The following is a 13,045-nucleotide window of genomic DNA, read 5'->3' on the forward strand; positions in this document are numbered from 1 at the left end:
GCCGACGACCGTAGGCCGTCGACCGTTGAACGGTCAACGGTCAACGGTTTCGTCGGCGGATGAGACGGGCTCGACACCGAGATCCCGGGTCAAGCCCGGGATGACAACCCCGACCCCTCCGTCATCCCGGCGAAAGCCGGGATTCGGGCACACGGCCGACGGCACCCACACGGAGATCCCGGGTCACGACCGGGATGGCAGGGACCGCTCGGGTCAGCTGCGCCAGGTGTGCCAGAGGCGGGCGTACTCGCCGTCGAGGGCGAGGAGCTCGTCGTGCGAACCGAGCTCGGCGATCCGGCCGTCGATCACGACGGCGATCCGGTCGGCGTCGTGGGCGGTGTGCAGGCGGTGCGCGATCGCGATCACCGTCCGGTCCTCCAGCAGTGCTGCCATCGAGCCCTCCAGGTGGCGAGCGGTGCGCGGGTCGATCAGCGACGTCGCCTCGTCGAGCACCAGGGTGTGCGGGTCGGCCAGCATCAGCCGCGCCAGCGCCACCTGCTGCGCCTGCGCCGGGGTCAGATGGACGCGTCCGTGCCCCAGCACCGTGTCCAGCCCCTGCGGCAACCGCTCCACCCAGTCCAGCGCGTCGACCGCCCGCAGCGCCTCGACGACCGCGGCGTCCACCTGGTCGCCGGCCAGCTGCTGGTCGCGCGCCAGCACGATGTTGTCGCGCACGCTGCCGACGAACACGTGGTGCTCCTGCGTCACCAACGCCACCTCGGTGCGCAGCACGTCCAGCGGCAGGGTCATCACGTCCACCCCGCCGATGTCCACCTCGCCGGTCCGGGGGCCGTTGATCCCCGCGAGAAGCCGGCCGAGCGTCGACTTGCCCGAGCCGGACGGACCGACGATCGCCAACCGCTCCCCCGGTTGCAGGTCGAGGTCGATGCCGTGCAGGACGTCCGTCCCCGGGCGGTACGCGAAGCGCAGGTCCGAACCGACCACGTCCGTCCCGTCGGGGACCTCCTCGCCCGCGACCCGGTCCTCCGGCACCTCGGCCACGCCCAGCAGGCGCGTCGTCGCGGCCAGGCCCACCTGGAGGGTGTCGAACACCTGGATCAGCCGGTCCATCGGCTCGACCAGGCCCTGCACGTAGATGGCGGCCGTCGTGATCTGGCCCAGCGTCACCCAGCCCTCGGCGTAGCCCCACGTCCCGAGCAGGACGACGCCGACCAGCGGCAGGTTGTACGAGACGTCGAGGAAGATGAAGTACAGGTTCCGCAGCGTCATCGTGTACCGCTCGGCCTGCGCGCTCTCGGCCACGTCGTGGTCGCTGATCGCGATCCGCCGCGCGCCCAGCCCGAGCGCCTCCACCGTCCGGGCCCCCTCGACGGTCTCCGTCGTCGAGGAGTTGATCTGCGAATAGGTCGCCGATTCGGTGATGTAGCCCGCTCCCGCCCAGCGCAGGTAGTAGCGGGTGGCGAACCACAGCACCACCAGCGACCCGGCCACCGACAGGGCGAGGAACGCCGAGTTCAGCACGAGCGCGAACAGCGTCGCCACCACCAGCACCGCCGACATCACCAGCTGCGGGAACGCCCAGCGCACCGAGCGGCTCATCTTGCCCACGTCGGACGTGATCCGCGTCAGCAGGTCGCCACTGGACGCCTGCTCGACCTTCCCCAGCGGCAGCCGCAGCACGGTGTCCACGACCTCCTCGCGGGCCGCGGCCAGCAGGTCGTAGCCGAGCACGGTGGACGCGCGCCGCGCGATCATCACCAGGATCGCCTGGACGACGACCACCACGACCACGCCGAGGATGATCGGGTCCACGTCCGCGACCCCCGCCGTGCCGCCCGCGACGGCGTCCACGAGGTTGCCGAGCATGCGGGGCGCGACCAGCCCGGCGACCGCCGCAGCGGTGTTGGTCAACAGGACGACCGCCAGCAGGCCCTTGCGAGTGCCGAGCAGGCGCTTCACGAACGCCCAGGCGGCCTGGTTGCCTGCCACCGGCAGGCCGCGCTCGGGGTGCCGGGAGTCGGCGTAGACCACGCGGGCACGCTCGCGGCGCAGCAGGAACCGGTCCCGCAGGCCCCTCGCGCGCCTCTGCCAGGGCGCGTCGTGGTCGGGGACGAGCTCGGGCGGGATCGCAGCGTCGGCGGGGTGGTCGAGCCACGTGTCGTCGGGGACGGTGGTCCCTTCGTGACGCGGCCAGGTTCGTTCCTCACCTGCCCGATCCTCAGGGACCGTTGACGAGACGCTCCCTGAGGAGCTGGCTGCGAGGGACGAGCCGACAGCGTCACGAAGGGCGTCCGCGCGCTCATCGATCGTTCGATCGTCGCTCATTCGCCCTCCTCCATGCCTCGGCCGACGACGTCGCGGTAGCGGGGGTCCGCCAGCAGCGCCGTGTGCGTGCCGCGGGCGACCTCACGTCCCTCCACCAGCAGGGACACCTCGTCGGCGTGGTGCAGCAGCAGCGGGGACGCGGTCATCACGACCGTCGTGCGACCGCGTCGGTGCGCGGCCAGCCGGCCGGCGATCGCCGCCTCCGTGTGCGCGTCGACCGCGGACGTGGGCTCCACCAGCACGAGCACCTCCGGATCGCGCAGCAGCGCTCGGGCCAGCACCACCCGCTGGCGCTGGCCGCCGGAAAGGCCGCGGCCCAGCTCGTCCACCCGGCCCTGCCAGCCGCCGGGCAGGCCGGCGCGCACGTCCTCGGCCGCGGCGGTGTGGAGCGCGGCCTCCGCCTGCTCGCGGGTGTGGGACGCCCACGGGTCGACCGCCTCCTGCAGCGTCCCCGCGAACAGCTGGCTGCTGGTGTCGCTCACCACGACCGTCTCCCGCAGCGACGCCAGCGGAAGGTGCCGGTAGTCCAGCCCGTCCGCGCTGACGCCCCAGTCCCTGCCAGCGATCTCGGCGTCCGCCGCGGCGATGGCCGCCCGCCGGGCCTCCTTCTCGGCCCGCCGACGCCGCGCGGCGCGTCCCTTCAACTCCTCCTCGTCGTCCGCGTCCGGCTCGAGGTGCGTGCCGGGCAGGTAGCGGCCCAGCCGGTCGGCCAGCGCAGCCGAGTCGTCGGGGACGGCGCTGACCACGGCCAGGTAGCGGCCCGGCTCGACGGCCACTCCGGACGCGGCGTCGAGCAACCGCGGACGCTCCGCGAGCACCGCCGTCCCCTCGGCGAACGGGGGCTCGGGCGAGAGCAGGGTGATGGTTTTGCGCGCCGACACCAGCCCCTGCACCCACTTCTGGGCGAACTCGAAGAAGGTCTGCAGCGGCCACACCATGAACAGCGCGTAGCCGACGAACGAGATCAGCTGGCCCACCGTGAGCTCGCCCGCCAGCATCTCGTGCGAGCCCAGCCACACCAGCACCACCAGCAGCAGCCCCGACAGGAGCACGCTGATCGTCTCGGTCACCGCCTGCCAGGTGCCGGTGGCGACGCCAAGGTGGCGCACTTTCTGGGACTGGGACGCGTAGTTGCTGCCGAACGTCCGCTCGCCGCCGATGCCGCGCAGGATCCGCAGGCCGGAGACGATGTCGGTCGCCATCGAGGTGAGCTCGGAGTTCTGCGTCCGCTCGGCCGTCTGCGCGCGGTTCAGCGGACGCAGCACCGGCGACGCCGCGCCCACCAGCAGCGGGGCGGCGATCACCACGACCCAGCCCAGCGGCGGCGACGTGGTGAACATCAGCACGCAGACCAGCACGAAGGCCCCCAGTGCGCCGATCGACCGGGACACGATCTCGACGGTCTGGCCGAAGATGTCGGAGTCCGAGGACGAGATGCTCAGCACCTCGCCGGTCGGCAGCCGCCGGCCGAGCACGTGGCCCAGCTGGGTGGTCTTGCGGATCACCAGCTTCTGCGTGCCGTACAGGGAGATCAGCCAACCGCGGACGACGAGGGTGTGCTGGGTGATCCCCGCGGCGGCGCCGACCAGGATCACGAGGGTCAGCAGGCCCGACCAGCCGAGGACGGCCGGCACGTCGCCGCGCAGGATCCCGGAGTCGATCGCCTTGCCCAGCAGCAGCGGGCTGAGCGCGCCGGGAAGGAACCAGATCACGCTCGCCAGCGACATCCCTGCGACCACGTCCCACTGCACCCACAGCACCCACGCCAGGAACCTGGCGGGGCTGCGGGTGTCGGGCCGGGACGTCTCCGCCGGCGTGTAGGCGTCGACGGAGGGAGGGAAGTCATGCATAGCCGACCAACATTACGCTCACAGGCGGGCCGTGTCAGCCACCCCGGCCAACTCCGGACTGATCGCGCTCATAGAATCGGGGCGCACCGACTACCGAGGAGCCGCATGCGGGTCGACTTCGCGCCGTCCGAGCAGTCGAGCGTGGGCATCGAGTGGGAGCTCGCGCTCGTGGACCTGGCCTCCGGCGAGCTCACCCCGGCGGCCCCGCAGCTGATCGAGGCGTGCGGGGGCGGCGAGGACGCGCCGGTCCGCAAGGAGTACCTCCAGGAGATGGTCGAGCTCGTCTCAGGCGTCCACCGGGTCGTGGGGGACGCGGTCGCCGACATCGCTGCCAGCCTCGACCTCGCCCGGCGCGAGGCGTCTGGACTCGGCGTGGGGCTGGTCGGCGCGGGGACGCACCCGTTCAGCCGTGCGTCCGCTCAACCTCGGTTCAGCGGGGAACGCTACGACGTGGTCGCCGAGCGCAACGCCTGGTGGGGACGCCAGATGGCGATCTGCGGGACGCACGTGCACGTCGGCGTCGACCACCGCGACAAGGCGCTGCCGATCACCAGCGCGCTCGCGCGGTTCTACCCGTACCTGCTCGCCGTGACCTGCTCGTCGCCGTACTGGGAGGGCGAGGACACCGGCTACGCGTCCCAGCGCACGATGCTGTTCCAGCAGCTGCCCACCAACGGCCTGCCGTGGCCGATGAGCGGCTGGGCGGAGTTCGAGGAGTACGCCGAGGACCTCGCCCGCAGCGGCATGATCACCGTCCCCGGCGAGATCCGGTGGGACGTCCGGCCCTCGCCGCGGTTCGGGACGGTGGAGAACCGCACCGGCGACTCGGTGCCGACGCTCGCAGAGCTCGGCTGCGTGGCCGCGCTCACCCAGTGCTTCGCCGAGCACGCCTCCCGGAGCCTGGCCGCCGACGCGACGTATGAGTCGCTGCCGCCGTGGCTGGTCAGGGAGAACAAGTGGCGCGCCGCGCGGTACGGGATGGACGCGGAGGTGATCACGCCGCGGCGGCAGCGTCCGGTACCGCTGCGGGAGGGGCTCGCGCAGTGGCTGGAGCGCCTGGAGCCGGTGGCGCGGGACCTCGGCTGCGAGGCCGAGCTGCGGTTCGCGTCCGACCTCGCCGAGCGGGGCGCGAGCTACGAGCGACAGCGCGCGGCCGGCGAACCCCGGGCCGCGCTGGACCTCCTGCTGGCCGAGACCGGACGTGCGACGCCGTTCGATCGGTAACCTGACGCCGTGAAGCCGTTCCTGCTGCTGGCCACGCGTGACCACAACGAGGCCGCCGCCGCCGAGTACCGCTCGGTGCTGCGTCACACCGGGCTGGCCGCGGACCAGCTCGAGCACATCCGGGTGGAGTCGAAGCCGCTGCCGCCGCTCGACCTTTCGCAGTACTCGGGCGCGATCCTCGGGGGCAGCTCGTTCAACATCTCGGACGCGCAGAAGACCGACCTGCAGCGGCGGGTGGAGGCCGACCTCGCTGCGCTGGTGGAGGAGATCGTCGACACCGACTACCCGTTCCTCGGCATGTGCTACGGCGTGGGAACGGTGAGCACCCACCTCGGCGGCACCATCGACCGCACGCACAGCGAGCCGGTCGGCCCGATCGAGGTCACGCTGACGGCGGACGGCAGGGAGGACCCCCTGCTGGCCGGGATCGGCGACGCCTTCGAGGCGTTCGTCGGGCACAAGGAGGCCTGCAACGGCACGCCCCCGGGCGTGGTCCTGCTCGCCACCGGGGCGGACTGCCCCGTCCAGATGTACCGGGTGGGGACGAACGTGTACGTCACCCAGTTCCACCCCGAGCTGGACGCCGACGACCTCACCGCGCGGATGCGGATCTACCAGCACGCCGGCTACTTCGACCCCGCCGAGCTGGACGACCTGATCGCGATGGCCCACGCGTCCGGCGTGAGCGGCGAGCAGCACCTGGTGCTGCGCAACTTCGTCAGCCGTTACGCGTCCGACTGACATGACGGAGTGGGTGTTCTCGTACGGCACGCTGCGGCTGGCTGACGTCCAGCGGGGCACGTACGGGCGCCTCCTCGACGGCGAGGACGACCAGCTGGTCGGGTGGACGCTCCAGTACCTCGCCATCTCGAACCCGGAGGTGGTCGCCCTCTCCGGCATCGCCGAGCACCCGGTCGCCGTGCCCACCGGCGACCCGTCCCACGCCGTCGCCGGCACCCGCTTCTCCCTGACCGCCACCGAGCTGGCCGCGACCGACGTCTACGAGTCCGCCGACTACGTGCGCGTCCCGGTCGTGCTGGCGTCCGGGGTGGCGGCGTGGCTGTACGTGGCGAAGTAGCGCTGACGCGATCCTGCCGCGGAAGCCCGGAATCGGGACGCGAGCGCACTCGTGGGACGCGGAGAGTGGCGGGATCACGTCACCGCGCCCGCGGACTCACGTCAGCTTGTGGGCGCGGAACAGGACGGCGTTCGGGACGCCGAGGAGCGTGCCCGCGTCGGAAGTGAAGCCGGTGAGCAGGTCGCGGGGGGCGGGGTGGCCGGGCAGGTCGGCGAGGTAGGCCTCGTGCGCCTCCAGGGACGTGATCGCGCGCTCCAGGGGCTCGCCGGAGACGTCCATGCCGTGCGTGGGACGGGCGTCGCCGGAGACCAGCAGCCAGGTGGCTCCCCACTTGGGCAGGCCCTCGTCCGCGGCGAGTTCGGGGAAGACCCACGTGTTGTCGGCGTCACGGACAGCGTCCAGACAGCACAGCCCGGCGGCGCGGTGGTCGGCCTGGTTGAGGCCCCACGGCGCCTCCACCTCCCAGGACCCGGTCACGACGACGTCCGGCCGGAACGTGCGGATCTGCCGCGCGATCGCCCGGCGCAGGTCGAGCGAGTACACCAGCATCCCGTCCGGGAAGCCGAGCACGGTCAGGTCACGGACGCCGACCGCGTCGCAGGCCGCGCGCTGCTCGCCCGCCCGGACCCGGAGCGTCTCCTCGGGCGGCCGCTGCATGCCCGCCTCGCCGCCGGTCAGCAGGAGGTAGGCCACCTCAACGCCGCGCGCCGTCCACGAGGCCACGGCTGCGGACGTCCCGTACTCGACGTCGTCCGGGTGCGCGACCACACACAGCACCCGCTGGAAGTCGGCGTCGGGCAACAGTTCGATCGTCGGAGTCTCCATCGCCCCACCGTAGTTGAGTCGGTGGCGCGAAACCGGGGACGGTTCTACTTACGCGCCGGAAGAGCGAGGTGGCGAGGCCGGTGGCGCGAAACAAGAACCGTCCCCGGTTACGCGCCGGACGGTCAGCGGAGGCCGGGGCGCGGCGGGAGCGCGCGGCCGCTGGTGAGGGCGTCGGCGATCGCGTCCAGGCGGTCATCGACGAAGACCGTCTCGTAGCCGCCCTTGCGGGCGAGGTGGAAGCGGGTCGACCGCACGGCCTCCAGCGCCTCGACCCTTCCGGACGGGGTCTCGGCGAGCCGGTACACCTTCTCGAACAGCTCCTCGACGTCCTCGGGGTCGTAGCCACGGCCCATCGTCACCGGGAACGTGCCCGGCGTCGGGTCGGCCACGACCTCACCGGGAACGATCGTCGGGGACGCGGGCTGGCCCACCGTCCGGCGGACGAACGGTACGAACACGCGGACGAAGAGGAAGCCGAGGACCACCAGGATCAGCAGGAAGACGACGATCTTGAACATGGCCGGCCTCAGTGTGCCCGCATGTTCGCCAGGCTGGGGCCCTGGAGCGGGTTCACGGACCAGCCCTGCGCCGCCGTCCCGTCCGCACCGAGGCGCAGCCGCAGGGTGTGCGGGGTGTCGGTGAACACGAGGTGGACGTGGAGGTCGCCCGCCGCATCGACGCCGGCGGCCACTGCCACCGGCACCTCCGCGTCGCTGGGAGCGGCGTTCTCCGCCGTCGCCTCGCCGGGAACTGCGAGGGACTGGCGCGCCCAGCGTCCGGGGACGGCGGTCAACTCGACCGGGCGGCCCTCGGCCACCAGCGTGAGCCGGAAGCCGTCGGCCGTGCGCGTGGCGGTGGGGTCGGCGACGTCGGCCGGCGGGCCGACCTCGTCACCGGGGCTGAACAGTGCGGGGTCGGTGGGGACGCGGCCGGCGGTGCTCCACGACGAGCCGGCGCCGGAGTCGGCGGGGACGGGGAGCGCGGTGGCGCCTTCGAGCGACGTCGTGACGGCGGCCCCTTCGTGACGCGGCCAGGTTCGTTCCTCACCTGCCCGCTCCTCAGGGACCGTGGAAAGGGCACCCTCGTTCCTCGCGGGCTCCTCAGGGAACGTGGACGGGGCCAGGTCCTCCCCTGTGGAAGCAACGCTCCCTGAGGAGCTGACGGCGAGGAACGAGCCGGCAGCGTCACGAAGGGCGTCCGTCTGCTCGTCCGGCAGCGGCTCTTCCGGGAGCTCGTCCAGGTGGGCCCAGACGGTGTCGATCAGGCACTGCGTGTCCAGCTGCGCGGACTGGACCGCAACAACGAGGCCCCGCTCGGGCAGGACGAAGGCGAACTGGCCGTAGGCACCGTCCAGGCGGAAGCCCTCGCGGCCCATCCAGACCTGGTAGCCGTACCCGTGGTTCCAGTCCGCGCCGTCGGAGATCGTCGGAATGTGGTTCGCCGTCGCACGGGCGACCCAGCCTTCCGGGAGCAGTCGGCGTCCCTGCCACACCCCGTCGCAGCGCAGCAGTTCGCCGAGCGCGGCCAGCCCGCGGAGGTCGACGTGCAGGCCCGACCAGCCCAGGCAGCGGCCCAGCGGGTCACGATCCCAGGTGGCGTCGATCCCCAGCGGCTCCAGCACGCGCGGACGCAGGTAGTCCAGCAGGTCCTCGCCGGTGTGGCGGCGCACCAGCTCGCCGAGCAGGAAGGACGCGCCGTTGTTGTAGACGTGCCACGACCCCACCGGGCGCTCGGGCCGGATCGAGAGGAACGCGCGCGCCCACTCCTCCGGCTGCCGTTCCATCATCACCAGCAGCGTGTCGTCGGTGTGCCCTGTCGACATGCTCAGCAGGTGGTGGACGGTGATCCCCGCCACGTCGGGGTCGTCCGAGGCGGCCTCGGGCAGGAGGTCGACCACGCGGTCGGCCAGGCCGAACCGGCCCTCGCCGATCGCCAGCCCGACCGCTGTCGCCGTGAACGTCTTGCTGACCGAGTAGACCAGCGGCCGGTCGGACGCGACCCACGGCTGCCAGTACTGCTCGAGCACGCACGTGCCGTCCCGCAGCACCAGGAGCGCGTGGAGCTCCAGCTCGGGACGGGCGTCGAGCGCCTCGGCGAGACCGGTCAGCTGGGGCGTCCCTTCGGGCTGTTCTCCGCGGTCAGCATCGGGTTGCGCACCACGACGTCGCCCAGCGCGTCGTCGATCCGCGACATCACCGCCGGCGTCAGCACGACGCCGGACGCGGCCACGTTCTCGTTCACCTGGCGCGGACGGGACGCGCCGATGATCGCGCACGCCACGTTCGGGTTCTGCAGCACCCACGCCACGGCGAGCTGCGCCATCGTCAGGTCCAGCTCGTCGGCGATCGGACGCAGCGCCTGCACCCGCTCCAGGACGGTGTCGTCCATGAACCGCTGGATCATGGTCGCGCCGCCCTTCGTGTCGGTCGCGCGCGAGTTCTTCGGCACCGGCTGGCCGGGCAGGTACTTGCCGGTCAGGACGCCCTGCGCGACCGGCGACCAGCAGACCTGGGACAGGCCGAGCTCGGTGGAGGTGGGCACCACCCACTCCTCGATCACCCGCCACAGCATCGAGTACTGGGGCTGGTTGGAGACGAGTTGGAAGCCCAGCTCCTTCGCCATCCCGTGCGCCTCGCGGATCTGGTTCGCGTCCCACTCGCTGACGCCGATGTAGAGCGCCTTGCCCTGCCGGACCACGTCGGCGAAGGCCTGCATGGTCTCCTCCAGCGGCGTCTCCACGTCGTAGCGGTGGGCCTGGTACAGGTCGACGTAGTCGGTCCGCAGCCGCTTCAGCGAGCCGTTGATCGACTCCATGATGTGCTTGCGGGACAGCCCGACGTCGTTCGGGCCCTTCGGTCCGGTCGGCCAGTACACCTTGGTGAAGATCTCCAGGGACTCGCGCCGCTCGCCCTTCAGCCCGTCGCCGAGCACCTTCTCCGCCGCCGTGTTCGCGTAGACGTCCGCGGTGTCGAAGCTGGTGATCCCCGCGTCGAGCGCGGCCCGGATGCACTTCAGCGCGGTCTCGTTCTCGACCTGGGACCCGTGGGTCAGCCAGTTGCCGAAGCAGATCTCCGAGACCTTCAGGCCGGAGTTGCCGAGGTAGCGGTACTTCACGCGTTCGACTCCTGCTCGACCTTGTCCTCGGCCTCCGCGTCGGACTCCTCCTGCTCGGCGTCGCCGGCGTCCTCGGCGACCGCCTCGACCTCGGTCGCAGCCTCGGCCTCGGGTGCGGCCTCGGGCTCGGCCTGGGCCTCCGCCGCCTCGGCGGGGGCCGGCTCGGCGTCCTCGGGATCGGCCAGCGGGTTCACGATGGCCGCCCCGCCGAGGGTGGCGAGCATCTGGCGGACGTTGGTGAGCTGCGCGGTGATCGCGTCCCTGCGGGCCGTGGCGGCCTGCAGCTCGCGCTCGGACTCGCGGCGGATCTTCTCCGCGGCCAGCCGGGCCGCGTCGACGTGCTGGCCGGCCTCGTCGCGGGCGCCCTTGAGGTGGGCGTCGGCCTGGGCCTTCGCCTCGGCGAGGGTCCGGTCGGCCTCGGCCTCGATGGCCGCCTGCCGCTCCTGGGCGCGGGCGATGGCCTGCTCGTTGGCCTGCATCTGCGCGGCGAACTCGTCGGCCGCCTTGTCCCTGCGCTCGGCGAGGGTCTTCTCGAAGTCGGCGGCGGCAGCGGCGGCACGGGCGCGCTGGTGCTCGTAGACGGCCTCGGCCTCCTCGCGGCGGGCGGTGGCCTCGCGGTCGGCGTAGTCGAGGATCTCGTCGGACTGGCGCTTGGCCGCCTCCAGCGTGTGGGTGGACGTCGCGTCCGCCTTGTTGGTGACGTCGGCGGCGTAACGCTCGGCCGCGGTGCGGGCCGCCTCGGCGGCCGCCGTCGCTTCGGCGACCAGCTTCTCGGCCTCGGCCTTCGCCTTCGCACGCAGTTCTGCGGCCTCGTCCTCGGCCAGCTTCAGCATCTTGCCGATCCGGCTGCCCAGGTCGGTGAAGGACGGGGCGACGGTCTCGCGCTGCTCCTGCTCGAGGGCGGCGATCCGGGCGCGGTAGGAGTTGGCCTGCTCCTCCAGCTGCGCGACCTGGGAGGTGAGCTTGGTGGACGCCACGGCGCCGCTGCCCGCCTCGGCCCTCGCCTGCTCGAGGGCCTTCTGGACATCAGCGAGGGCACGGTCGACCTCGCTCGGGTCGTAGCCGCGCATGACGGTGCGGAAGGCTGCGTTCTGCTGGGTCATGATCCTTCTTCCATTCCTTGCTGGGTTGAGGGGGCGGGACGTTCGGAGACGGCGAGCGCCTCGATCACCCCGGACAGGTGCCCGAGCTGGGCGTTGATGTCGTCACGGCGGCGGGCCAGTTGCGCGACCTCGGCGCGGGCTCGGTCGAGCATCGCCCTGGCGTCGCTGCGGATGGCGTCGGCCTCGGTGCGGGCGTTGGCGAGCAGCGTGACCGCCTCGTCCCTGGACGCCCTGGTGGCCTCGTAGGTGTCGCGCTGCAGCTTCTCAAGGTCGGCGGCCGTGCGCTCGCGGACGAGCTTCGCCCCCGCCTCCGCCTCGGCCAGCCGGCGTTCGGCCCGCTCCAGCTGGGCACGCACCTCGGCCTCGGTCGCCGCCCGCTGCCGGTCGGCGTCCTCCGCCGCCTGCCGCCGGGTGTTCACGGCGTCGCGCTCGGCCGCGTCCAGCACCGCGCGGGCCCTGCCGGTCAGGTCCTCGGCGACCGCGTTCGCCTCCGACACCGCCGCCTGGTTGCGGTGCGTGGTCGTGGTGAGGGCGAGTTCGACCTGCTGGCGGACGCCGCGGGCATGCTCGGCCAGTTCGTTGTGGTGCTGGCGTCGGGCGGCCTCTGCCTCCGCGGCCACGCTCGCCCGCAGCTCTGCCATCGCCTGCTCGGTCCAGGCGACGTGCGCGGCGGCCGCGGCCAGCTGCTCGTCCGCCTTCGCCTGCGCGTCGGCGGCCAGCGCCTCGCGCTCGGCCTGCGCGGCCGCCTTCTGGTCGGCGGCCTCCGCCTCGAAGCGCTCCCGGTCGGAGGCCAGCTTCGCCCTGCGCGTCCCGGACTCCTCCTCCAGCTCGGCACGCAACCGGGCCAGCTCGTCGGTGACGTGGCCGCGCAGGCCGGCGAGCTCCGCGTCCAGCAGGTCCCTGCGCTGCGCCTCCTCCGACTCCAGCGCCCTGCGCCGGTCGGTGAGTTCGGCGTCCACCGCGGTCACCCTGGCGTCCAGGCGCTGGCGCACCTCGTCCTCGGTGCGCTTGGCGGTGTTGGCCATCGTCGCGGCCTTGATCTTCGCGTCCTGGATAATCCTGTCGGCCTCGGCGCGAGCCGAAGCGACCACCTCCGCCGCGGTCCGCTCTGCGGTCTGGGTGATCAGTCCGGACTGCTCGGTGGCGTCGGACAGGAGCATGACCGCGTCCTGCCTGGCCTCCTCGAGACGGGCGGCCGCGCTGGTCATCGCCTGCTCCGCCGCGGCCCTGTGGTCGGCCACCTCGCGGGCAAGCTGGTCGTTGAGCTCCCGGTTGCGGGCGGTCTCCGCGCGCACGGCATCGGCCTCGGCCTGGGCCTCGGTGCGCAGCTGATCAGCCAGGTTCTGCGCCTGCGTCAGAATCTCGGTCGCCTGTCTGGTCAACTCGCTACCGGCCGGCTGAGTGGGGGGACGCACGGCGGGATCGAGCACCTAGCCATGATCCAAGGGTGACAACGCAAAACGCAACCCGGCCCGGAGTGTCGCGAGCTGTGTCTTCACCATGGGTCTAGTCTTCCGCCCGCTCGCCCCGCCGGCCCGGGAGAGCGGAGGGCTTTGGGTAGAGTT

At 72.5% G+C, this 13,045-nt stretch carries 11 protein-coding genes; 3 read left to right on the plus strand and 8 right to left on the minus strand.

Features of this window, described 5'->3' with window-relative positions; translation table 11 throughout:
- Positions 1 to 213: 213 nt before the first annotated feature.
- Both QM779_RS12175 and QM779_RS12180 read right to left on the minus strand, forming a co-directional pair.
- Positions 214 to 2,286 carry an ABC transporter ATP-binding protein gene (locus tag QM779_RS12175; RefSeq protein WP_428535550.1) on the minus strand — a complete coding sequence of 691 codons (2,073 nt, stop codon included), beginning with the start codon at positions 2,284 to 2,286 and terminating at the stop codon, positions 214 to 216.
- A complete protein-coding gene (locus QM779_RS12180) occupies positions 2,283 to 4,136 on the minus strand; it encodes an ABC transporter transmembrane domain-containing protein (protein WP_428535552.1) in 1,854 nt (617 codons plus the stop codon). Before QM779_RS12180 ends, QM779_RS12175 begins: the two co-directional genes overlap by 4 nt.
- Before the next feature lie 105 nt (positions 4,137 to 4,241).
- Between QM779_RS12180 and QM779_RS12185 the strand changes: the two genes are divergently transcribed.
- The 3 genes from QM779_RS12185 to QM779_RS12195 are packed head-to-tail and all read left to right on the plus strand — an operon-like array spanning position 4,242 to position 6,438.
- Positions 4,242 to 5,360 carry a glutamate--cysteine ligase gene (locus QM779_RS12185; protein ID WP_428535554.1) on the plus strand — a complete coding sequence of 373 codons (1,119 nt, stop codon included), beginning with the start codon at positions 4,242 to 4,244 and terminating at the stop codon, positions 5,358 to 5,360.
- A gap of 9 nt (positions 5,361 to 5,369) precedes the next feature.
- Positions 5,370 to 6,101, plus strand: a complete 732-nt coding sequence (locus QM779_RS12190; RefSeq protein ID WP_428535556.1) for a glutamine amidotransferase — start codon at positions 5,370 to 5,372, stop codon at positions 6,099 to 6,101.
- Position 6,102: 1 nt separating this feature from the next.
- Complete coding sequence (locus tag QM779_RS12195; protein ID WP_428535558.1) at positions 6,103 to 6,438, plus strand: gamma-glutamylcyclotransferase family protein; 336 nt, start codon at positions 6,103 to 6,105, stop codon at positions 6,436 to 6,438.
- Positions 6,439 to 6,534: 96 nt separating this feature from the next.
- Here QM779_RS12195 and QM779_RS12200 read toward each other — a convergent pair whose 3' ends face one another.
- The 6 genes from QM779_RS12200 to QM779_RS12225 form a co-directional block, all read right to left on the minus strand.
- Positions 6,535 to 7,263 (minus strand): PIG-L deacetylase family protein, encoded by a 729-nt coding sequence (locus QM779_RS12200; protein ID WP_428535560.1) that lies wholly within the window; start codon positions 7,261 to 7,263, stop codon positions 6,535 to 6,537.
- A gap of 122 nt (positions 7,264 to 7,385) precedes the next feature.
- Entirely contained in the window at positions 7,386 to 7,781 is a 396-nt protein-coding gene (locus QM779_RS12205; protein WP_428535562.1) for a hypothetical protein, read from the minus strand.
- Between the two features lie 8 nt (positions 7,782 to 7,789).
- Positions 7,790 to 9,310: a serine hydrolase domain-containing protein gene (locus QM779_RS12210; protein ID WP_428535564.1), complete on the minus strand. Its 1,521-nt coding sequence runs from the start codon at positions 9,308 to 9,310 to the stop codon at positions 7,790 to 7,792.
- A 56-nt stretch (positions 9,311 to 9,366) separates the two neighbouring features.
- Positions 9,367 to 10,377: an aldo/keto reductase family protein gene (locus QM779_RS12215; protein WP_428535566.1), complete on the minus strand. Its 1,011-nt coding sequence runs from the start codon at positions 10,375 to 10,377 to the stop codon at positions 9,367 to 9,369.
- Positions 10,374 to 11,480 carry a DivIVA domain-containing protein gene (locus tag QM779_RS12220; protein WP_428535568.1) on the minus strand — a complete coding sequence of 369 codons (1,107 nt, stop codon included), beginning with the start codon at positions 11,478 to 11,480 and terminating at the stop codon, positions 10,374 to 10,376. Before QM779_RS12220 ends, QM779_RS12215 begins: the two co-directional genes overlap by 4 nt.
- A complete protein-coding gene (locus QM779_RS12225) occupies positions 11,477 to 12,910 on the minus strand; it encodes a hypothetical protein (RefSeq protein ID WP_428535570.1) in 1,434 nt (477 codons plus the stop codon). Before QM779_RS12225 ends, QM779_RS12220 begins: the two co-directional genes overlap by 4 nt.
- Positions 12,911 to 13,045: the final 135 nt, after the last annotated feature.

Source organism: Propionicimonas sp. (assembly GCF_049840635.1).
In the GTDB taxonomy this organism is placed as follows: Bacteria; Actinomycetota; Actinomycetes; order Propionibacteriales; family Propionibacteriaceae; genus Propionicimonas.

Bases quoted from the DNA above. Each gene is read 5' to 3' on its own strand.
- QM779_RS12175 (WP_428535550.1), bottom strand. From the start codon at position 2,286: ATGAGCGACGATCGAACGATCGATGAGCGCGCGGACGCCCTTCGTGAC.
- QM779_RS12180 (WP_428535552.1), bottom strand. From the start codon at position 4,136: ATGCATGACTTCCCTCCCTCCGTCGACGCCTACACGCCGGCGGAGACG.
- QM779_RS12185 (WP_428535554.1), top strand. From the start codon at position 4,242: ATGCGGGTCGACTTCGCGCCGTCCGAGCAGTCGAGCGTGGGCATCGAG.
- QM779_RS12195 (WP_428535558.1), top strand. From the start codon at position 6,103: ATGACGGAGTGGGTGTTCTCGTACGGCACGCTGCGGCTGGCTGACGTC.
- QM779_RS12200 (WP_428535560.1), bottom strand. From the start codon at position 7,263: ATGGAGACTCCGACGATCGAACTGTTGCCCGACGCCGACTTCCAGCGG.
- QM779_RS12205 (WP_428535562.1), bottom strand. From the start codon at position 7,781: ATGTTCAAGATCGTCGTCTTCCTGCTGATCCTGGTGGTCCTCGGCTTC.
- QM779_RS12220 (WP_428535568.1), bottom strand. From the start codon at position 11,480: ATGACCCAGCAGAACGCAGCCTTCCGCACCGTCATGCGCGGCTACGAC.